23 protein-coding genes and 1 tRNA gene are annotated in these 21,650 nt (G+C 40.5%); 13 read left to right on the forward strand and 11 right to left on the reverse strand.

The genetic code is table 11. The features are described from left to right. Positions 1-202: 202 nt before the first annotated feature. Positions 203-883, reverse strand: coding sequence for a hypothetical protein (locus KK060_RS13805; RefSeq protein ID WP_254154332.1), 681 nt, complete (start codon positions 881-883; stop codon positions 203-205). Positions 884-940: 57 nt separating this feature from the next. Between KK060_RS13805 and KK060_RS13810 the strand changes: the two genes are divergently transcribed. Further along, entirely contained in the window at positions 941-1,855 is a 915-nt protein-coding gene (locus tag KK060_RS13810; protein ID WP_254154333.1) for a TIGR01777 family oxidoreductase, read from the forward strand. Here KK060_RS13810 and KK060_RS13815 read toward each other — a convergent pair. Next, positions 1,852-3,936 carry a VWA domain-containing protein gene (locus KK060_RS13815; protein ID WP_254154334.1) on the reverse strand — a complete coding sequence of 695 codons (2,085 nt, stop codon included), beginning with the start codon at positions 3,934-3,936 and terminating at the stop codon, positions 1,852-1,854. The two genes, KK060_RS13810 and KK060_RS13815, sit on opposite strands and share 4 nt — an antisense overlap. A gap of 61 nt (positions 3,937-3,997) precedes the next feature. Next, positions 3,998-5,230, reverse strand: a complete 1,233-nt coding sequence (locus tag KK060_RS13820; protein ID WP_254154335.1) for a replication-associated recombination protein A — start codon at positions 5,228-5,230, stop codon at positions 3,998-4,000. A gap of 231 nt (positions 5,231-5,461) precedes the next feature. Between KK060_RS13820 and KK060_RS13825 the strand changes: the two genes are divergently transcribed. Together KK060_RS13825 and KK060_RS13830 are read left to right on the forward strand one after the other, a co-directional pair. Continuing rightward, positions 5,462-6,934, forward strand: coding sequence for a sensor histidine kinase (locus KK060_RS13825; protein ID WP_254154336.1), 1,473 nt, complete (start codon positions 5,462-5,464; stop codon positions 6,932-6,934). A 9-nt stretch (positions 6,935-6,943) separates the two neighbouring features. Next, the gene (locus KK060_RS13830) at positions 6,944-7,369 is read left to right on the forward strand and encodes a response regulator (RefSeq protein ID WP_254154337.1); all 426 of its coding nucleotides are present in this window, start codon (positions 6,944-6,946) and stop codon (positions 7,367-7,369) included. Here the strand turns inward: KK060_RS13830 and KK060_RS13835 are convergent, their stop codons facing one another. After that, positions 7,370-7,768, reverse strand: coding sequence for a SpoIIAA family protein (locus tag KK060_RS13835; RefSeq protein WP_254154338.1), 399 nt, complete (start codon positions 7,766-7,768; stop codon positions 7,370-7,372). An 85-nt stretch (positions 7,769-7,853) separates the two neighbouring features. Between KK060_RS13835 and pxpB the strand changes: the two genes are divergently transcribed. From pxpB to KK060_RS13855, 4 genes are read left to right on the forward strand one after another with little or no spacing between them, the layout of a single operon-like run. Then, entirely contained in the window at positions 7,854-8,555 is a 702-nt protein-coding gene (gene pxpB, locus KK060_RS13840; protein WP_254154339.1) for a 5-oxoprolinase subunit PxpB, read from the forward strand. A 3-nt stretch (positions 8,556-8,558) separates the two neighbouring features. Beyond that, positions 8,559-9,539 (forward strand): 5-oxoprolinase subunit C family protein, encoded by a 981-nt coding sequence (locus KK060_RS13845; protein ID WP_254154341.1) that lies wholly within the window; start codon positions 8,559-8,561, stop codon positions 9,537-9,539. Continuing rightward, a complete protein-coding gene (locus KK060_RS13850; protein ID WP_254154342.1) occupies positions 9,532-10,287 on the forward strand; it encodes a LamB/YcsF family protein in 756 nt (251 codons plus the stop codon). The genes KK060_RS13845 and KK060_RS13850 overlap by 8 nt, the downstream gene beginning before the upstream one ends. After that, positions 10,265-11,458, forward strand: a complete 1,194-nt coding sequence (locus tag KK060_RS13855) for an NRAMP family divalent metal transporter (protein WP_254154343.1) — start codon at positions 10,265-10,267, stop codon at positions 11,456-11,458. The genes KK060_RS13850 and KK060_RS13855 overlap by 23 nt, the downstream gene beginning before the upstream one ends. A gap of 42 nt (positions 11,459-11,500) precedes the next feature. On the opposite strand, the gene KK060_RS13860 is transcribed toward KK060_RS13855, so the two are convergent. Further along, a complete protein-coding gene (locus KK060_RS13860) occupies positions 11,501-12,085 on the reverse strand; it encodes a GrpB family protein (RefSeq protein WP_254154344.1) in 585 nt (194 codons plus the stop codon). A gap of 593 nt (positions 12,086-12,678) precedes the next feature. Here KK060_RS13860 and KK060_RS13865 point away from each other — a divergent pair. Beyond that, the gene (locus tag KK060_RS13865; RefSeq protein WP_254154346.1) at positions 12,679-13,236 is read left to right on the forward strand and encodes a hypothetical protein; all 558 of its coding nucleotides are present in this window, start codon (positions 12,679-12,681) and stop codon (positions 13,234-13,236) included. 284 nt (positions 13,237-13,520) lie between these two features. Here KK060_RS13865 and KK060_RS13870 read toward each other — a convergent pair. Further along, a tRNA-Met gene (locus KK060_RS13870) sits at positions 13,521-13,593 on the reverse strand. A gap of 140 nt (positions 13,594-13,733) precedes the next feature. On the opposite strand from KK060_RS13870, the gene era reads away from it, so the two are divergent. The 4 genes from era to KK060_RS13890 all read left to right on the forward strand — a co-directional run bounded on the left by era (position 13,734) and on the right by KK060_RS13890 (position 16,924). Next, positions 13,734-14,621, forward strand: a complete 888-nt coding sequence (era, locus tag KK060_RS13875; protein ID WP_254154348.1) for a GTPase Era — start codon at positions 13,734-13,736, stop codon at positions 14,619-14,621. A 27-nt stretch (positions 14,622-14,648) separates the two neighbouring features. Further along, on the forward strand, positions 14,649-15,956 hold the full coding sequence (gene der, locus KK060_RS13880) for a ribosome biogenesis GTPase Der (RefSeq protein WP_254154349.1): 1,308 nt from the start codon (positions 14,649-14,651) through the stop codon (positions 15,954-15,956). 73 nt (positions 15,957-16,029) lie between these two features. Further along, positions 16,030-16,218 (forward strand): hypothetical protein, encoded by a 189-nt coding sequence (locus KK060_RS13885; RefSeq protein ID WP_254154350.1) that lies wholly within the window; start codon positions 16,030-16,032, stop codon positions 16,216-16,218. Positions 16,219-16,297: 79 nt separating this feature from the next. Next, complete coding sequence (locus KK060_RS13890; protein ID WP_254154352.1) at positions 16,298-16,924, forward strand: SprT-like domain-containing protein; 627 nt, start codon at positions 16,298-16,300, stop codon at positions 16,922-16,924. Positions 16,925-16,986: 62 nt separating this feature from the next. On the opposite strand, the gene KK060_RS13895 is transcribed toward KK060_RS13890, so the two are convergent. From KK060_RS13895 to KK060_RS13915, 5 genes are all read right to left on the reverse strand, one after another. Continuing rightward, complete coding sequence (locus KK060_RS13895) at positions 16,987-17,553, reverse strand: hypothetical protein (protein ID WP_254154353.1); 567 nt, start codon at positions 17,551-17,553, stop codon at positions 16,987-16,989. Then, entirely contained in the window at positions 17,540-18,358 is an 819-nt protein-coding gene (gene murQ / locus KK060_RS13900) for an N-acetylmuramic acid 6-phosphate etherase (RefSeq protein ID WP_254154354.1), read from the reverse strand. The genes KK060_RS13895 and murQ overlap by 14 nt, the downstream gene beginning before the upstream one ends. A gap of 19 nt (positions 18,359-18,377) precedes the next feature. Beyond that, positions 18,378-19,232: an N-acetylglucosamine kinase gene (locus KK060_RS13905; RefSeq protein ID WP_254154355.1), complete on the reverse strand. Its 855-nt coding sequence runs from the start codon at positions 19,230-19,232 to the stop codon at positions 18,378-18,380. Positions 19,233-19,355: 123 nt separating this feature from the next. Continuing rightward, entirely contained in the window at positions 19,356-19,601 is a 246-nt protein-coding gene (locus KK060_RS13910; RefSeq protein WP_254154356.1) for a cytochrome b5 domain-containing protein, read from the reverse strand. Then, the gene (locus KK060_RS13915) at positions 19,598-20,308 is read right to left on the reverse strand and encodes an RDD family protein (RefSeq protein ID WP_254154358.1); all 711 of its coding nucleotides are present in this window, start codon (positions 20,306-20,308) and stop codon (positions 19,598-19,600) included. Before KK060_RS13915 ends, KK060_RS13910 begins: the two co-directional genes overlap by 4 nt. Before the next feature lie 48 nt (positions 20,309-20,356). On the opposite strand from KK060_RS13915, the gene KK060_RS13920 reads away from it, so the two are divergent. Next, entirely contained in the window at positions 20,357-21,607 is a 1,251-nt protein-coding gene (locus KK060_RS13920) for a dipeptidase (RefSeq protein WP_302180079.1), read from the forward strand. The last annotated feature ends 43 nt before the right edge of the window (positions 21,608-21,650 follow it).

The following is a 21,650-nucleotide window of genomic DNA, read 5'->3' on the forward strand; positions in this document are numbered from 1 at the left end:
CTCTTAGAAGACGGGGCAAAATTTAGAATAATATTGCCTGTCGGAAATAATGGCAGCCTCCAAATAAACGGTAAAATCCATTAAGCTACATATATTTCAACAGCCACTCTTGATGGTACAGAGGAGCCGAGAAACTATAGTAGCAGAAGTGGTGGTAGCAGAGCCGGAATTTAAACAGAGACATCAATAGCACATCAGCTAATCAATTAATATTACTCTGCTTCAGCTTTTGCATCTCGATTACGCGTTTTATCTGCTCACCTGCGTTGGCAACGGAGTCCTGGTCTTTCTTATTCTTCTCAATTTTTTTAGTGAGCGATTCGAACTCAAGGCTGTTGTTTTCTATTTGTTTGTCAAGCTTTAGCTTTTCCTGCTTGTTCTGCTCCAGCTTATTTCCAAGATCTTTATTCTGGCCCACCAGACGCTGTTGTTGTTTCTGGACTGCCTGCAACGCGCGATTAGACTCATCTATTTGTTGTTGTACTTTATCGCGGTAAAAGCTCGCACCGAAGTCATGTACCAGCTTTTCAACGTCTTTTTTAACGTCCTCTACCGTTGATGGCCACTCGCTTGGAAGTACGCCTATCCAAGCACTTCCACTGCCTTTGTCCCTTACAACTGCATATATTGGTGAAGCATAGTTCTTTTCACCAATAACAGATGGTGTGATAACATATCCCTCGGTTGTTTTCTTTGGTTTACCAACTGGTTTTAAGAATTTAAGAAACTGCGCCTCTACATCGTGCAGTGTGCCATCAAGTTCAATTTCAAATCCTTCTGCTGCTTCGCCTTTTATTTGAATGGATTCCTTATTTACTTTAATATTCTGAGCCGTAGTGATAAAGCTTAAAAAAATAAAACCGACGAAGAAACAGGTTTTCATAAACATTTAGGTTCGCAAAAAGTTAGTACAAAGTAAAGAAATCTAGTTGGTGATTTTATGAATGCATCGAAAAGAATCTTGCTCACAGGAGCTTCAGGTTTAATTGGTAGCCGATTAACAGAAATGCTTTTACAAAAAGGTTATGAAGTAAGTCATTTATCACGACATAAAAGTAATACATCAAAAGTTAAAACCTTTGTCTGGAATATTGAATCGGGTGCGATAGAAAAAGGAGCTTTAGATGGTATTGATACCATCATTCACCTTGCTGGTGCGGGAGTTGCAGACAAGCGATGGACAAATAGTAGAAAGAAAGAAATTCTTGAAAGCAGAACAAAGTCTACTGCGCTGCTATTCAACGAGCTTAAAAAAGAAAACGCTCCCGTGAAAAACTTTATCAGCGCTTCTGCCATAGGATACTATGGCTTTGATAACAATTCCAAATTGTTTGATGAGAACGATAAACCGGGAAGTGGTTTTCTTGCTGAAGTAACATCAGCATGGGAAGCCGAAGCTGATAAAATAGAGCAATTAGGAATAAGGTTAGTTAAACTTCGCATTGGAATCGTGCTCAGCAAAAAAGGAGGCGCGCTTGAACCTATGGCTAAAGCAGTAAAATTTCTTGTTGGCTCTCCCTTAGGAAGCGGTGATCAATACATGAGCTGGATTCATATAGAGGATCTATGCCAGATGTTTATCCACGCTGTAGAAAATACAGAAGTGCGTGGTGCTTTTAATGCTGTCGCCCCTAATCCAGTTACAAATAAAGAGATGACAGAAGCAATTGCAAAACAGCTGCGCAAGCCAATGATCTTTCCTTCTGTCCCGGCATTTGTACTTAAAGCAATTTTTGGTGAGATGGGCGATGTAGTGCTAAAAGGAAATAAAGTATCATCAAAGAAAATTCAGGAAACCAGATTCAACTATAAGTTCACAACGCTTGATAAAGCTTTAAAAGACCTTCTTGCTTAGTAAGACCCGTGGTACCTTCTGAGAAACCACTCTGCTGATACCAAAGTAATCAATAACCAGAATACCCATTTTAAGTTAATGATAGAGTCAAAAGTCTCTTCAGTATGGATAATACTTCTGGCTTCTGTCTTTTGCAGTTCTTGTTGTAGTTCTCCAATTTTTGACGCTTCATAAAATCTTCCTCCTGTTTGGAAGGAAAGTCTTTTAAGCAAATCGAAGTCGGCCGTGAGATTTTGTAATTCCGCTTGCTGTTCCACAACAGCAAACTCGCCACGCACTTCTTCTGTTTTCCCATTAATAACGGTTTGAGAACGATACCTGTAAACACCTTCTTTCAATCCGCCAATCTGGTAGCGGATGTTACCAGGACTTGTAACATAAGAATATTCATTTCGTTTACCGGATTCATCGGTTATGAATATCTTTATGTTGTTGCCATAAACTGGCTCAAATATGTCGTTGTACACCTGGCTTTCAAAAACAACGGCTTCTGTGTCTGAAAACTCTTGTTGAAGCGGGTAGCTCCTGAACTTCCGTTTGTCGTCTGTGGTGCTAAGAAATTGTATGAGCTTGCCAAAGAGTTCATCAAAAGATGTGGTGTTCTCGGTGCGGTCAAATTCATTCAGCCTCCATCGCCATAATCCTTCGCCAAACGTTACGCTTATTTTTCTTGACTCCTTTATATCAACAGTAAGTAAAGGTTTTTGTGTATTAACATTTCCAATCCGCTGATATAACAGTGGTGTTGACGTCAATGGCAAGTTATGCTTGCCAAAGTGAACACTTACAGGAGGAAAGTTTGCAATGATTGTATTCGCCTCTTCAGACAAAGAAAAATTGGAGAAGGCTGGGTTGATAACGGGAGTCACCTCATCATAGTCACGAGGTGTATTATCAAACTTAACAGGCATACCTTGGGCGGCAAGGTAGCGCAAGTCTGATTGTAAACCCAGTACAAGGAGGAGGGACGATTTACCCTTTACAAATGATTGAAACAACGTGTTGGTTCTTCCTCTCAAATCTGGCGACTGGTGGAAAATAGCAAGGTCAATGTCGTCTGCGCGTAACCTATTCGGTTGTTGTTCTGATACGCCTGGAATGTGAAGCAGGAATTCATAATTAGAATTCTTTTCTATCACTTCCCGCAATGCTTTAATATCGGGATGGGGCGAAGGCGCTACCAGTAGAATCTTCTTTTTACCTTCTACTACTTCTACAAAAACCGAAGACCTGTTGTTTCTTACGTTCTGCTCTCCATCCTTAGGTTCAACCTGTACGTCGAGTTTCTGTATTCCCTGTTCCTCTGCCAAAACCTGGAAGTCGAAAGAAATCAACCCCTCTCCCGTTGTTCTTTTAGTTTGACGGTCAACAAGCTTTCCTCTTTTAAAAACTGAAACCACAAGGTCCTGCGCTTTTAAGTTCTTAGCCTGTACTTCTGCTCTGAGGGGAAATTTATTTCCCTGATAGGCGATTTTGTTATATGATACATTCTTTATAGAAACATCTGTTCTCTCCGTTGTGTCACCTAAACCAATAGTATAAACAGGGTAGTTAAATGAAGCGTACAAGGGAGACAGCCCTGAATTATAGATACCATCAGAGGCTAGAATAACGCCTGCTATATTCTGACCTTCGTATCTATTGCTGATCCTTCTTAATGCACCCTGGATGTCTGACTGAGAGGCAGTGTACTGAATGTTGTTTGCATCTTCTTCTAAAAGTGTATGTGTAGCTACATCATATCCTTTTTCTTCAAGGGCTTGGGCGGCGGTGCTTAATTGTTGTTGCGTTTGTTTTAGTAATACTGAATCAGTAGCCTCTTTTACGGAAGCAGAGTTGTCATATAAAACGATGAAGTGCGGTTTTTCAAAAAGGTTATTGATCTGTTTAACAATAGGCCCGAGCAATAAGAAAGCAAGGAAAAAGGTAAGAATTGCCCTTATGCTAAATAACAACCAGTTTATAGCTTTACCCCATGGTTGCTGACGGGTTCTGTAATATTGAATGAAAGCGTAAGCTAATCCAATAAGAACACAAACAACAACAAATTCCGGAGCCGACTCTAATATTACTCTTCTCATCTAACAATTTTTAACCTAACCTGTAACCTTTAACCAATGACTAATGACCAATGCCTAACACCTAATATCCATACTTCTCTTTCCATAATGAACGAAGGTATCTTCTAAGCTCTTCTTCTCTTGCATTGTTTCCGGGCTCATAAAATTTCGTGTCTTTTATTTCATCGGGAAGAAACTCTGCTTTTACAAAATTGCCTTCGTAACTATGAGCATACTGATAGCCCTTCCCGTATCCAAGGTTCTTCATCAACTTAGTCGGGGCATTGCGAATAGCGAGGGGTACTGGTAAATCTCCGGTTTCATTCACCGCACTAATAGCATTTTCAATGGCCATGTAACTTGCATTGCTTTTTGGCGATGATGCTAAATATATGGCACACTGTGATAAAATAATTCTTGCTTCAGGATAACCAATAACGTTGACTGCCTGAAAAGTATTGTTAGCAATTACCAGCGCCGTGGGATTAGCGTTGCCGATGTCTTCAGAAGCGAGTATGAGCATTCGTCTGGCAATAAATTTTACATCCTCACCACCTTCTACCATGCGGGCCAGGTAGTATACCGCCGCATTGGGATCGCTGCCTCTGATGGATTTGATAAAAGCAGAGATAATATCGTAATGTTGTTCACCACTTTTGTCGTAAATGGCGATGTGCTTTTGGGCAGTATCCATTACAAGGGAATCAGTGATTACAATATCCCCTTTATTTGAATCTGCAATAAGTTCTACAAGATTCAAAAGCTTCCTTCCATCTCCTCCTGAAATGTTAAGTAGCGCTTGATGATCTACTACTTTTATACTTCTCTTCTTAAGCTCTTCATCTCTTTCTAATGCATGTTGAACAAGTTCAAGAAGTTTTTCCTCATTCAAAGCCTTTAAGGTATAAACCTGGCAACGCGATAACAATGCAGAATTTACCTCAAAGGATGGATTTTCTGTCGTAGCCCCAATCAGGGTAATCACTCCTTTTTCAACAGCACCTAACAACGCATCCTGCTGCGATTTATTAAAGCGATGAATCTCATCAATAAATAAAATGGATTTGCCTGACTGCTTTGCTTTTTCAATAACATCGCGAACGTCTTTTACTCCGGCGCTTACGGCACTTAAGGTGTGAAATGGTTTCTTCACCTCATTCGCAATTATGTTGGCGATTGTTGTTTTGCCTACACCTGGTGGCCCCCATAAAATCATGGACGGAATATTACCAGATTGTATAGCTCTTCTTATCACACCATTGGGCCCGGTTAAATGCTCCTGCCCTACAAGATCATCCAATCTTGAGGGCCTCATGCGCTCTGCCAATGGTAATCTGGAATTTATAAGCACGATTTAGATTCTACAGTTTAATACGATTCAAAATTTCTGAATTCAGAAACGGTGAAAATTAATGAAAACCGCTCACTTCAACTATAAGGTTCAACGTGGAATTTATCGTGATTTTTAATGATAGTTGCTATATTTGCAGGCCCACAGCAGCAGCTCCTGATCAGGAGTGTGTTTTTTCTTTGTTAAAATAGGCGGATGAAGATTTCATATCTCATATTTATCGGGTTTTTGGTCATTCTTATCATGTTCTCTGCTACCACTTATATAAATTTTAAGCAGGCAGAGCGTGTTAACGAGAACTCAGAGTTCTTTGCGAGATCAACTACAATTGTACGGCATACTAACAGATTTCAGCGTAATATTCTGAATATGGTTAGTGGTTTGCGTGGTTACTTGTTTACAGGAGAGAACTACTTTATCCAGGCTTATGATTCTGCCGCCCAGGAGAACATTGACATCCTTGCAGAGCTGGATACTATAGTGCCAGATACTTCGGTGCAAAAACGGGCTTTACGGCAAATACGTCAACTAAATGATGAATGGGTAAACAATTATGCTATCCCACTCATCGAGGCAAAAAAGATGTCCTTAACCTCAGACAGCAGTAAGCATGCATTTGATGAATTATATAGAGAGAGGCTTTTAAGTGGAGTCGAGATGCGCTTAAACCGAAGGTTGCAGCAGATGTTTAAAGATTTCAGCAATTATGAATATAATTTAAGGGATTTGCGAAAAAGCGAGCTAACAGAATCTATAATTCTAACAAAACGTATTTCTATTTATTTAACCTCCGTCTCAATTATATGTGGGTTGGCAATTGCTATATTCCTTGCCTACAGGATCTCTAACAGAATAATGAAGATGGTTAAAATGGCAGATAATATCGCTGCTGGTGATTATAATGTACATACAACTGCAGAAGGAAACGATGAAATCGGCAGCCTTGCAAGATCTTTAAATCACATGGCCAGTGTACTTTCAGAAAACATCAGTTTGCTCAAGAGGAAAAACGAAGAGTTAGGCCAGTTTGCTCACATTGTGTCACACGATTTAAAAGCACCCTTACGGGGAATTGATAACGTAGTCAATTGGATTGAAGAAGATCACCTCGATGAGCTATCTCCAAAAGTAAAGGAGTACTTCCAGCTCATTAAAGGACGATTGGTAAGAGGAGAAAATCTTATTCAGGGTATACTTACTTATGCCCGTATTGGAAGAGAACAACCTGTTATTGAACTGGTAGATCTTAATGAGCTGATGGGCGAGATACTTGAAAATGTTGCTGCTACATCCACGGTAGCTATTGATGTTCAGAAAGATCTCCCGGTATTTGAGACCGAAAAAATTCCATTACAACAGATTTTTTCAAATCTTATTGGTAACGCGATAAAATATAATGACAAGCGAAATGGAAAAATAAAGATTTATGCGAGGAAATCTCCAAGCTATTATACTTTCTTTGTAGAAGATAATGGGCCAGGTATAGACAAGGCTTACCATGACAAGATCTTTATGATCTTTCAAACCTTGCAGGAGCGCGATAGCTTTGAGAGCACAGGTGTCGGTCTTGCAATAGTGAAAAAGATTCTTGATGATAGAAGACAATCAATTAAATTAACTTCAACGGTAGGTAAAGGTTCCGTATTTTCCTTTACCTGGCCAAAATAAATTCAGAATATGATGACAATGGATAAAGTAATTAACATCTTATTGGTTGAAGACGATACACTTGATGTGATGGATGCGAAGCGTACCCTCGACAAAATGGGTATTCTTCATATCATGCACGTGGCAAAAAATGGTGAGGAGGCTCTTAAACATCTTGAAAGGGTATCTTCTGAAAATGGTGTGAAGCCAGATGTAATTCTTCTCGATCTCAATATGCCAAAAATGAATGGCATGGAATTCCTGTCAATCCTGCGTAAGGATGACCAATGGAAGAACGTGAAAGTATTTATCCTCACTACGTCAGAAGAAAAAGAAGATAAAGAGGCGGCGAAGAAGTTGGGCGTTTCCGGGTTTATAGTTAAGCCGTTAAAGCTGAATAATCCTTCTTCCATAGATTCATTTAACCTGATGATCGATCTCCTTAATTTTAAGTAGTTAGCGGCTGGGGGGCAACTCCAATAACCATTGTTTTGCCTCTTTGGTATTATTAAATAGTCGGAGTTGCAGTTTTGCCTTAGCCAGCGTGTAGGAGATACTCTCTACGGCTACTTTGTTAAAATAATTGCTTGGTTTTACAATGGCTACAGCATCAAATCCGTTCTGCATTGCTCTGGGCAAAAAATTAAACTCAATATATCGCTGGTCCTCCATTCCAATAAGAGTCATGTCCTCTATATCGGCCAGTAGCTTATTGGCCTTATTTTCCATCAGTATTTTAAGCAAGAGTTCTGTTCCTTCACGAAACTGGGCACTGGTAGAATAACCTCTCCATTCCATAATTACCAGTTTACTTGACGAATCATAGTAGATATTATAAGGTACTGTGCCTGCCACGTGTAAATGGATTCTTAATTTTAATTGAAACGTTTCATGATAGATAATGTTCCGGCAAGCTTAATCATTTATATTAACAGGAACAATGGCGTCATACAAAATATTTCCTTGCGGCGATCAGGGTATAACCATTCAATTTGGTAATCAGATCATATCAGGCATCCACCAAAGATTGATAGAGATCAAACATATTTTTGAATTTGAACCTTTTGTTGGCTTACGTGATGTTATAGTCGCCTACTCATCATTAACAATTATCTATGATAGCTTCCGTGTCAGCCAATATTATAAGCAATCATCGTATCAATACGTAAAACAAAAGTTAGAGGAAGTGTGTAATCTTTCATCCGCTAAAGCGGAAAGCAGTTCTCCTCTAAAAAGAATTCCGGTTTGTTATAATGAAAGTTTTGGTCTTGATCTTAAAACCATTGCATCTTCTAAAAAGCTATCAGTTGAAGAAGTAATAGAATTACACACCACAACTACATATCATGTTTTTATGATTGGTTTCCTTCCTGGATTTCCGTACATGGCAAGCATTAACGAAAAGTTAGTAATGCCCCGCAAAACCAAACCAAGGCAACAAATACCTGCAGGTAGTGTTGGCATTGCTGGGTTACAGACCGGTATCTATCCCGTGATATCTCCAGGTGGTTGGCAGATACTTGGAAGAACCCCGCTCTCTTTGTTCAGTAAAGAGAAAGATAACCCTGTGTTGCTAAGACCAGGCGATGACGTACAATTCTATCCCATAACAAAAGACGAGTTTATAGCATATAAAGAATAGCAGATGAGTATTCGCGTAGTAAAAGCAGGGATACTAGATACAATCCAGGATTTGGGAAGGCACGGCTACAGCAGTTTAGGAATTAATCCTAATGGAGTAATGGATACCTATGCTGCACAACTTGCAAATTGTTTAGTGGGCAACAACCTGAATGAAGGCTTAATTGAATTTCACTATCCCGCTTCTCAACTGCATTTTAGTAAAGAAGCTTTGATAAGCATCACGGGGGCCGACTTCACTCCTTTTGTTAATGAAATGCCTGTTCCTGTAAATTGTCCTACCGTAATTACAAAGGATTCAACGTTGGTCTTTAAAAAAAGAAAGTGGGGCGCGAGATGTTATCTTTCTGTAAGTGGTGGATTTGAAATTTCACCATGGTTGAAGAGCAAGGCAACGAATATCAAAATACAAGCCGGAGGTTTTGAGGGAAGAGCATTAAAAAAGGAAGACGTACTTTCTTTCAAGCCAGGCAAGTCATTTACCAATGCACCAACAAACGTAAGAGCACTCCATTGGAGCGTTAATACAAGTGTGATGTATAAAGAACGGTCTCATATTTCTTTTATCCCAGGAAATGAATGGAATCTTTTAACAGAGGAATCGCAGCAATGTGTTATATCTTCTCCTTTTAAAATTGATAAATCTTCTGACCGCATGGCATATACATTATTGGGAGAAAGGCTTTCCTATAAACCCCATGAGGAATTACTTTCTTCTGCTGTAACATTCGGAACAATACAGGGTTTGCCTGATGGAGGACTCCTGGTGTTGATGGCAGATCATCAGACTACAGGGGGTTACCCGAAGATAGGGCATGTAATCAGTGCGCATCTTCCCAAACTTTCTCAATGTTCAGCCCACGAAGAAATTCGACTAAGCCCGGCTTCCATTGAAGACGCAGAAAAAATGTTAATTTCACTTCAGCAGGAAATAAAGATCATCCAATGGTCTTGCGCACAAAAGCTCAATGAAATCTATGCATAGAATCGATCTTAATTGTGATATGGGTGAAAGCTTCGGTGCTTACTCCATGGGTACGGATGAAGCAATAATGGATTATGTGTCATCTATAAACGTCGCCTGCGGCTTTCATGCAGGTGATCCTTCTGTTATGCGTAAAACGATAGCGCTGGCAGCGAAGAGAAATATTGTTATTGGTGCACATCCTGGCTATCCTGACCTTCAGGGATTCGGAAGAAGGAAGATGGATCTCTCACCGGAAGAAATTTATGACAGCGTTATCTACCAGGTGGGTGCGTTGCAAGCTTTTGTCCATGCTGTTGGAAAAAAACTTCACCACGTTAAACCACACGGAGCCCTTTACAACGTTGCAGCAAAAGATAAGTCAGTGGCTAAAGCGTTAGCACAGGCAGTGTATGATGTCGATAAAGATTTAGTTTTCGTTGGCCTTTCAGGAAGTTTGATGATTGAAGAAGCAAATGGAATTGGTCTGCTTACGGCAAGTGAAGTGTTTGCAGACAGAACCTACCAGGACGATGGAACACTTACACCGAGAACATCTCCCCGTGCCCTTATGGCTTCTGATGAAGATGCAACAAGCCAGGTTTTGCAAATGATTAAACAAGGCACGGTAACGAGTGTTAATGGGAAAACAGTGAATGTAAAAGCAGATACTGTTTGTATCCATGGTGATGGCAAGCATGCCTTATCTTTTGTAAAGTCTATCGTAAAAATGCTTGAGCAACACCATGTCACTATCAAACATTTCTAAGCAGCATACCTCCGCTTTGCTGGGCGCGGCCTTCCTAATGGCTACCTCAGCTATTGGGCCTGGCTTTATTACGCAAACCACGGTATTCACCGAGAAGCTAAAAACAAGTTTTGCTTTTGTAATTCTGTGTTCAATTCTGCTCGACATTGTTGTTCAGCTCAACATCTGGCGTGTACTTACTGTTTCCGGTAAGCGCGGCCAAGAATTAGCTGACGATGTATTGAAAGGCTCCGGTGGTGTTCTTACCTTTTTCATTGTTCTTGGTGGCCTTGCTTTTAACATCGGTAATTTAGCAGGTGCGGGTCTCGGCATCCAGGTGATAACCGGTATCGATTTGAAGCTTGCTGTCCTGATCAGCACGGTTATTTCCTTGATTGTTTTTTGGTCTAAGGAAGCAGGCAAAGCAATAGACCTCTTTGCGAAAGTATTGGGTATAGGAATGATTTTACTCACAGCTTATATAGCCGTAAGTTCAAACCCTCCGGTGTCACAAGCAATTGAGCATTCGTTCTTCCCGGAGGTCATCGACACAACGGCTATCATGGTGCTTGTTGGCGGCACGGTCGGCGGCTACATAAGTTTTGCAGGTGCGCATAGGCTTATCGATGCAAAGATTACGGGCGCAGAAAATATTAAGTATGTGTCCAACGCAAGTGTCAAAGCCATTCTATTGGCTTCTGTAATGCGGGTTTTGTTGTTCCTTGCAGCACTGGGTGTGGTCGCAGGGGGAGCAACGTTGGATCCGGCAAATCCTGCTGCGTCTGTTTTTAACATAGCTGCTGGCAATGTTGGCTATCTCATATTTGGTGTAGTCCTTTGGTCAGCGTCCATTACATCTGTAGTTGGATCAGCATATACTTCTGTTTCGTTTCTAAAATCAATTCATCCTTTTTTTGAGAATAGATATCGTGTGGTCATCACTACCTTTATAATTATCTCGGCCACTGTTTTTCTTTTGGTTGGTAAACCGATAAACGTACTTGTCATCGCAGGTGCACTTAACGCCATTGTATTACCGCTTGCGCTGATAATCATTTTGATTGCTTCAAGAAAACCATTCCTTATCGGAGATTACAAACATTCACTGTGGTTAACTGTTTTTGGATGGATTGTAGCTATAATACTCTCTCTGATAAGTATCAAGACAATATTTTACGAGTTTGTAAAATGAGGATACTACGGATTTTGCCATCACTGGCGGTTAAAGCATTGATTATACCCGGGTATTTTGAGATCGGATTAGTGCAAGAGAATCTGCGTCAAATCCAAATTGTTTGAGTATTTCAACAATGAACGACGTCTTCCCTTCTACATAGCCGTTTATATCTTCAGAAAACTTAGAAGCGAGCTTTTCCTTTAGTTCCCCATAAGCATGTGCTTGCGCTGGATGAGACCGAAGGTAATCGCGGAATCTAATGTGATTAAGTAAACTTAGGCTTCCCTGCAGACACACATATAGATTATGTTCCGGCCATTCTCTTCCTGAACCATCCAGTGGCACTGATACTGAAATGCGTTTAAACGCTTCCCTGCCTTCTATACCCAAGTCTCCCAAATGTTGATAACCAAGTTTTTCCAATACTGAAGTTATTTTCTTCAACTTATTTTCGTCTGATGCTATGATATCTATATCAATAATCGGTTTTGCTTTCAGGCCGGGAACAGACGTACTACCAACATGTTCTATCCCTTCCATCAAACCCGATAACCTTGTCTCATAAACGCTGCGAAGTTGAAGGAAGGTTGCAGGCCATTGTTCTGAATACTGTGCTATAGTAATTAGTTTGAAAGCTGTCATGATTAATTATTTCTAAGGTGGCACTCATGAAAATTTAAAATTAATAAAAGCATTAACAAATTGCTGACTGTCATCCATCATGAGCGTTGCCTGGTGTAACTGCAGCGGTGCCCCAGGAAGTGGGCTGGGCAACATAGTTGCGCCATGATTTTTTATGTTACTTTTTTCATCCAAGAAAAAAAGTAACATTAAAGGAAGAAACCATTATGAATAGAATAAGGCGGGGAATGTCGCACCAATGCAAGTGTCTGCGCCTCCTCTATGATAGAAAGCATCTTTCCTAATCCTCCCCATCCCTAATTTATGGTTCATTTTAATATCAAATAGAATGGCTTGGGAATGAATTATGCCAGCACCGTGCGAGCACCATGCCAGCACCATGTCTGCGAGAAAATACCCCCATTTCTCGCAGACACGCTGTACGCACGGTGCTGGCATGGTGCTGGCATCGGACATTCCCGAGCTTATTGTCAGCTTCTCGTTAAATAAATGGGTGCCATTTTAAAGACCTTTGAAAAATATTTTAAACTATTTTTATGTCCGCGTATGGATTGCGGTATGCGAGCCTACTTTTGTTAAAAAACACAATACTTATGGGAAAAATTAAAGGACACTCGCTCATCAAAGAAGTACGGGGACGCATTGGGAAAGACATGTACTTGCGCAAATCGGGACGCAATACCATTGTTTCCAGAAAAGGAATTGTACGGCGCTCCAGTGAGGGCCAGCAGGCTAACAGAGAGCGGTTTGCTCAGGCCGCGCTTCATGCCCGGACGATGTTAATTGGACCTGAATTAAATAGAGCATATACGATTATGGGTATGCTACAAGGAATAACTGCAAAAAATGCAGCAATCAGTGATTTTTTACGTCAGCCGGAGATCGATTCCATAGAAACAGAAAATTATAAAGGAAACATAGGTGATACCCTTTTTATTATGGACAAACATGTTCTGAAACTTAATGAAGTTGAGGTGACCATTATAGCGCCAGACGGAACACTGATTGAGCAGGGAAGCGCCGTACCCTGGAACCTTCATTGGAAATACAACGCCACTGTTCAAAGGTTCTTGCTACCTGGAACTAGAATTACCGTAACAGGCATTGACAGACTGAGAAGAAGGACCGAAAAGGTTGTTTTCGTAGGGTGAGGAGAGCCGTCTCTGGATCCCTACTTCTGAAAAAGGATTAGTTAAAGTCGCTTTTTTCCAGAAGATGCCTTTTGTCGCCTGACGGCGATATGAATTATCTTCGGTTTGACAATAAAGCGGTAGCAATAATTTAAGAAAGGACCTGTAAAGTTACTTTTCAATGGTAGCGGCTTTTAATAACAATCGGAAGAACTTGTATGGCGTAAGTCGGATAAGAGCCTAAGGGAATACTTTATTTAAAAAGGGCATAAAAAAAGCGACCTTTTATAGTCGCTTTTTACTAGTAGCGGGGACAAGACTCGAACTTGTGACCTTTGGGTTATGAGCCCAACGAGCTACCAACTGCTCCACCCCGCGATATATTTTTGTTTTAGGAACTTCTTTCTTAACGTCTGCAGGTATATAACTTATTTCCTATCAAATAAAGTTCCCTGCTTTTTGTATCGGATGGCAAAAGTAGAGCTTTAACTAATAAAAAACAAGTACCTTTGCAGAAGATGGAACAAAAAGGTTTTAAATCTGGCTTTGTTAGTATCGTAGGGCGGCCTAATGTCGGTAAATCGTCTTTGATGAATAAATTAATGGGTGAAAATCTCTCCATTATTACATCAAAAGCGCAGACTACCCGCCATAGAATTATGGGAATTCTCAATGGCGAGAATTATCAGGTGGTTTATTCTGATACTCCGGGCATTCTTGAACCGAAATACTCGCTTCATGAAGCTATGATGAGCTACGTGAAGGTTTCGCTAGAGGATGCAGATGTTATATTGCTGGTGGTAGAGTTGGAAGATAAATTTGATCAGCAGCTATTTGAAAGATTCCTTCGGATTAAAACACCAATTATTCTCCTTCTAAACAAAATAGACCTTGCAAAAGGATCGCAGGTAGAAGATAAGATTGCTTATTGGAAGAGTGCTATACCCAATGTCAGCAGCATCTTGCCGGTTTCTGCTAAATCAGGAACCAATGTCGATAAGATACTGGATGTGATCCTGGAGAAAATACCTGATCATCCTCCGTTCTTTCCGCAGGACGAGTTCACCGATAGAACAGAGCGGTTCTTTGCATCAGAAATAATAAGGGAGAAAATTTTCCTAAATTATTCAGAAGAGATTCCGTATAGCGCTGAAGTTGTAATTAACTCATTTAAAGATCAGCCTGACATTATCCGCATCAGTGCAGAGATTTATGTTGAACGTGATTCGCAGAAAGGAATACTGATCGGTAAGGCAGGAAGTTCTTTGAAGAAGGTAGGTATGGAAGCACGAAAAGACATGGAAGCCTTCTTTGGAAAGAAAATCTTTCTTGAAACGCATGTTAAAGTGGCCACAAACTGGCGTAAAGAACGAAACAAGCTCAGGCAGTTTGGGTACACCGAATAAATAAGTAAGTAATTTGTACGTATAGAAATGGCAAATGTAGTAGCAATAGTAGGCAGACCAAATGTTGGAAAGTCGACATTCTTTAACCGATTAATCGAAAAACGCCAGGCGATTATGGATGATATTTCTGGTGTTACACGCGATCGTCACTATGGTTATGCTGAATGGTGTGGCAAATTCTTTACGGTAATCGATACGGGAGGTTATGTAACAGGATCAGAAGACAAGTTTGAATCTGAAATCAGAAAACAGGTGAAGCTTGCTATAGATGAAGCGTCTGCAATCATCTTTATGGTTGATTGTCGTGATGGATTAACTGGTTTCGATAAGGAGTTTGCGAATATTCTCAGAACCTCCAAGAAGCCAACCTTTATCGCTGCCAATAAAGCTGATACACCTGATAAGTCGATGCTTGCAGCTGAGTTCTATGAGTTAGCCTTAGGTGAAGTTTATCCCGTATCTGCCGAGAACGGTGGCGGTACAGGCGAGCTGTTAGACGAACTTGTAAAAACTTTTCCTTCAGAAGGAGTTGAAGATCCTGATGCCGGGATTCCAAGAATCTCTATCCTGGGAAGACCTAACGTCGGAAAGTCGTCGTTGCTTAACGCGTTGTTAGGAACAGAAAGAAGTATTGTTACGGATGAGGCAGGCACTACCCGTGACGCCATTCACTCTTATTATAAGATGTTTGGTAAGAACTTTATCCTTATTGATACTGCGGGGATTAGGAAGAAAGGTAAAGTAAAGGACGATATAGAATTCTATTCCGTTTTACGATCTCTTCGCGCTCTTGAAGAAAGTGATGTAGTTATTGTAGTGATAGACGCTGAACGCGGAATGGAAGCCCAGGACGTTAATATCATTAGCCTTGCCCAACGTCAGGGTAAGGGAATGGTAATTATGGTAAACAAATGGGATCTTATTCAAAAAGACTCAAAAACAGCAGACAAGTACAAGAAAGAGATTTACGAGAAACTTGCACCTATAGATTATATTCCGATTATCTTTTCATCTGTTCTTGAGAAGCAGAGGGTATTCCAGGTGATTGAGAAGGCGGTTAATGTTTTTGATAGCAAAACAAAGAAAATACCCACTTCTAAGCTTAATGAGGTTATACTTCCTGAGATTGAGCGTTACCCCCCTCCGGCAACCAAAGGAAAGTTTATACAGATTAAATATATAACCCAAGTAGCTGCTCGGTTTCCATCGTTTGCGTTTTTCTGTAACCACCCTCAATACATCCAACCTTCTTACGAAAGGTTTTTGGAGAACAGAATTCGAGAGAATTTTGACTTTGAGGGGGTACCGGTAAGGTTAATCTTCAAGAAAAAATAATTTTTCCTTACCCGACGGTTTACAATTAATCAATACTTGTATATTTGCCATTGAATTTTAAAACCTGTAAACTATGAAAAAACTTATCGCATTGTTAATGGTATGCGGTTTTGCATTTGCATTCGTAGCTTGTGGCGGTGGTTCTAAGAACGAAGCTGAAAGCACAGATTCAACTGCAACCGAAACTCCTGCTGTTGAACCAGCTCCTGCTGACACAACTGCAACTGACACAACTGCAACTGATACAACTGCAGCTCACTAATTAACAATCAAAAAAGATTGTTTTCCCGGGAAGGCTTTAGATTTGCTAAAGCCTTTTTTTATTTGCCTTTGATTTGTCTATGAATGAACAAAAGGTTTATCAGATACTTCATCAATACGTTCCCGAGGCATCTCTTCAATATTGCTTTGCCCTTTGGAAGAATAACCCTTTTACCCTAAAAATCACCAAATCAAGACAATCTAAAGTTGGGGACTTCACTGCGAAGCGAAATATTAAAACACCTCAAATTACCCTCAACAACGACCTTAACCCTTATCTTTTCCTTGTTACCTATATTCATGAGGTAGCACATCTTCATGTTTTTGTAAGACATGGTAACAGGGTTGAGCCTCATGGCGATGAATGGAAAAACGTGTTTCAACGCCTGATGATCCCTTTACTTGATATTTCTGTTTTTCCTGAAGAAATCTTACACGTACTCAGGTTGCACATGGTTAATCCAAAGGCAAGTTCATTTGCTGATAGTGACTTAACCAAAGCTTTCAGGCTGTTTGATAAGAATGCCTCAAATTTTGCCTGTTTATCTGATCTTCCTGAGGGAAGTATCTTCCAGTTTCAACACCGTTATTTCCAGAAAGGCAAGATTAAAAGAACCCGAATTGTGTGTAAGGAGATAAAATCTAAACGTAATTACCTCATCCCTGCCGATGTATTGGTAAGTGACGTACAATTGAGCTTGCTTTAAAAGCGGAGTGTAAAGGAGGAAGCTAAAGGAATCTGCAATTGCCTCCTCGTATAAATATTAACTCACCCCAATCTCCGTTGAATTAATTTACTCACGATATCGTAAAACGTATGAGGTTGAAAGGTGCGCCACTTTTCAATTTCCAGCGTGCCACCCATGTTTATATAATTATCTACGTTAAATTTCCTGAACTCTTCACGAATAAATTCGGGGAAAGAGACTGCGGCAATCCAGCCATCTTCAACGTCTTCAAACCACTCTTCGTAGTAGCAATCATCCGACCCATGAAAGTTCAAAATGTTCTCTCCAATAAGAATGAACTTATTGATCCCTTCATTGATAAGATGCTCAATGATGTTTCTTTTTAGTGTCATGATGTCGTTGTTGATCGCATCATTCCATTCACCAATAAATTCTATGATGGTATAACCTGCATCGTAATCTGTATAAAGGATTTTAATGTACAGCGTTTCAGACCCAATGTTATCCCAGGCTGGATCTATGTAATAGCCGTAGATAGTTTCCGAGTAAACATCGAAGTTGTATTGCTTCCCATAAAATGGTGAGCGTTGATCGACAGAAGAGTCGTAATATTTAAGCCAGTTATAGTATGGTTCAATTTGATGCATGTCCTTTTCGGCTCTCAACAGCCTTGCGGACAGAACCAAATTCAAGCAGTAATCGTTCGGCCTCTTTTTCGTCTACGGCAAGTTCTTCCATAATCATTCTTGCGCCTCTGTCAACCAGCTTTGCATTGGTGAGTTGCATATCTACCATTTTGTTACCTTTTACTCTTCCGAGTTTAATCATAACAGAGGTAGATATCATGTTAAGAACCAGCTTTTGAGCCGTACCGGATTTCATCCGGGTGCTTCCCGTAACAAACTCAGGGCCTACTACTACTTCTATAGGGAAATCTGCATATTTAGAAACTTCTGAATTTGCATTACAGGTTATACTAGCAGTAGTAATGCCGTTGGCTTTTGCCTCTTTTAGTCCACCAATAACATAAGGTGTTCTTCCCGAAGCGGCAATGCCTACAAGCACGTCTTTCTTGTTTATTCCATAAGCCTGCAGGTCAATCCAGGCCTGTTGCTGGTTGTCTTCAGCATTTTCAACAGCCTTCCTTATGGCTGTATCTCCACCGGCTATCAACCCCACTACCTTTCCGTGCGGCATTCCATAGGTAGGCGGTATTTCTGAAGCATCAAGAATGCCAAGTCTGCCACTGGTGCCGGCTCCTATGTAGAATAACCTTCCGTCGTCCTTCATCTTTCCGACTACAGCACTAACTAATGCCTCGATCTGCGGAATAATCTTTTCAACAGCGAGGGGTACTGTTTTATCCTCCCGGTTTATGTTCACCAGAAGGTCGTTAACACTCATTTGTTCCAGGTTATTATAATTTGAGGAGGACTCAGTAACAGATGACATATGTATGGTGCTTGGCGAATTAATTTAGCTGTTGTGTGTGGTAGAGTGTAAGACCTGCAATTGGCCCTTCAAGAATATTCTTTACAGTGATGCCTTTATCGTTGGCTACTTGCCTTAATACATCACTAAAGTAGAAAGCTATTGATCCTGTAAAGTGAACTTTCAGGTTCTTGTAGTTTTCATACTTCATAACATTGTTCTCATAGAACTCGGAAAAGCTATTATAGATAAGTTTATAGCAGTAAGGCTCTTTGAGATGCTGGAAGATAAATTTAGCAAAGCTGGCCAGAAACGCGCTAGGCTTTTCTTGCTGGTAGATCTTTTCAAGAAATTCTTCGCGGCTTAATGGAAAGCGGTTATGGAACTGCGCCGCCAATTGTTCCGGCATCTTCTTTCTGAGGTAATCAACAAGAAACTGCTTCCCGATATTAGCTCCGGATCCTTCATCTGCAAGTATCCACCCGAGGTTGGCAACGTTGTCAATAATCTTTTCACCATCGTAAAGGCACGAGTTGGAACCTGTACCCATAATGCATGCGATACCTGGCTCTCTTCCGCAGAGGGCCCGTGCCGCAGCTAATAGGTCCCACCCAATCTCTATTTGCGCCTGAGGGAAGAATTCAAGAAAGGCACTTTTTACTGTTAGTTGGTTCTTCTCTGAAGAGACACCTGCACCATAGAAAAAGATCTTGTCTATTTCACTTACCTGATTATTGAGTTTAGGAATTAAAACTTCCTGTACAGTTTTTTTTAGGTCTTCAACGGGTTGGTAATATGGGTTGAAGCCTGCGGAATGAGCCTGACCGATAGTACCGTCTTTATGGATTATTCTCCAATCAGTTTTTGAGCCTCCGCTGTCAGCTATAAGAATCATGTTGTTATAAAGGGCTGGTTGTGTTCTGACTTGCGCCTTGGGTTACAAAGCTATAACAGTAAACGAATTGTAAAAACAATCATACCGAGTGTGCCCGTGTGTGTTTAAGTTTTTTGTAATCTTTTAAATTTTTAATCTTCCCACTACCCTGAATTTGTCGAAAACATTGTGTGTATGGGGTGCATCTTTCAGTTCATCTGTCAAGTCCTGGCCTGCCCAATGCTCATAGTGCTTACCATTTCTCCATAATCGTGATGTTGTTACATCATATACGAGCTCTTTATAAGCCACCCATACTTCAGGTTTATCCTGCCCATTTCTTAATGCCAGTTGGTTTCTTGTAATAACGGGTAACTGATCTATGTTCACAGTGCGTTGTAGTGGTTATAATCTTTAGCGATAACACGTAAGAATTGCACCGCCGGAAGATCAGTTTCAATTCCCAACATAGTCTTTATCTTTTCGCTGAGCACAAGTACCGGTTGAATGTTTCCGTAACCATCGTTAGCTTCAAGTGCTCTTTGAATGAGTTCAATATCCTTTGCTTGTAATTGTACTACCTGTGGGAAAGTAGGTGTGTACGTTTGTTCTGGCGTAATAAAAACCTGTTCTGCTGTTATTTCTTTTTGTGCTATAAGTTTTACAACCGAAGTTCCTGCCACCACATCGCCGAGACGCTGACCTTTGCCTCCCATAGCAATGATAACCACAGCAAGAGCCCCCGAAAGAAGATAGAAGTCAACAAGGCTAAAAATCCACCGCAACAGGTAATCTCCTATCGTTGGCTCTGTACCATCTAAGCGCACCACCTGGATACTCATTACTCTTTTACCTGGACTTTGACCATTCATAAAAATTTCGAAAAGTAAATGGTAGAAGAGCCAAGGCACGCCCAGTAGAATAAGATACAGCCACCAGATCTCCGTTTTTGTGTTGATTAATAAGGCTACGATTGCAATTGTATACCCGACGAGTATTAACCGGTCTAAAAGATAGGCAAGAATGCGATCGCCAACACTTGCTATGGGGTATTGTATTGAAACATTCTGGGTAGTACTAACACTAATTGTTTGCATCGCCTTAAAAAATGAAATATCTTTTCTTCGCCTTACAAATTACGGCATATGATACTTAAATACCTTGTACCTGGAGTTTTATTCCTTACACTTGTTTCATGTGGGTCGCATGAGCGAAAAATTGATTACGCATCACTTCCGTCGGAAAAAATTCAGCAGTTGGCGGATTCTCTCGCCCAAAAATACATCATCACTGATGGACACGTTGATTTACCATACCGATTAAAAATAAAACATTTCAGGCTCGACCGTGAGTACTTAGGCATTCCCCTAAAAACAGATGAAGGTGATTTTGACTATGAACGCGCTAAAAAGGGTGGTCTTGATGCACCTTTTATGTCTATATACATTCCTTCAAGTTATCAGCAAAAGCCAGATCATGGCAAAATACTAGCTGATTCATTAATTAACATGATAGAAGGAATTGCTAAAGCTCACCCGGACAAATTTGCGCTGGCAAAAACACCTGCCGAAGTTGAAAAGAACACAAGTGAAGGGAAGATTTCCTTACCTATGGGAATGGAGAATGGTGCACCAATTGGCGATAGCCTGGAAAACGTAGGGTATTTCTTTAAAAGAGGAATTAGATATGTGACACTAACCCACGGTAAGGATAACCAGATTTGTGATTCATCTTATGACACTACACAAACGTGGAATGGTTTAAGTCCTTTTGGTGAGCAGGTAGTTGCCGAAATGAATCGTATTGGTATGATGGTAGACATCTCGCATGTTTCTGACAGTACCTTTTTTGATGTAATCAACATAACAAAGGCTCCTGTTATAGCTTCTCATTCGTCTTGCAGGTTTTTTACGCCAGGGTTCCAACGCAACATGTCTGATGAAATGTTAAAAGCGCTAGGAAAAAACGGAGGTGTAATACAAATTAATTTTGGCGCTGCCTTTCTTGACTCAGTAGCAAGAAAGAATGATGCTTTAAGAGATTCTCTTGAGAAAATACTCTCGAATAAAAAGCTCACTTCTGCTGACCCTGAAGCACAGCCAATTATAGAACAATTTGGCAAAGATCATAAAGAACTATTCTCTGATGTTGAACGGGTTGCGGATCATATAGACCATGTAGTGAAACTGATTGGCATAGACCACGTAGGTATTGGTTCTGATTATGATGGAGTTGGTGATAGCCTGCCTCTAGGACTAAAAGACGTCTCTACTTATCCTAATCTTATTGCAGTTCTTTTGAAACGAGGGTACACGCCTGAAGACATAGAAAAAATTTGTTATAAGAATGTTTTCAGGGTATGGAATAAAGTGATAGATGTAGCATTAGGCGGCTGATGTAAGATTAATGATTATCATGAATTGTCTGCCGGTTGGGTTA

It is taken from the genome of Chryseosolibacter indicum (genome assembly GCF_018598585.1).
Classification (GTDB): Bacteria; Bacteroidota; Bacteroidia; order Cytophagales; family Cyclobacteriaceae; genus Chryseosolibacter; species Chryseosolibacter indicus.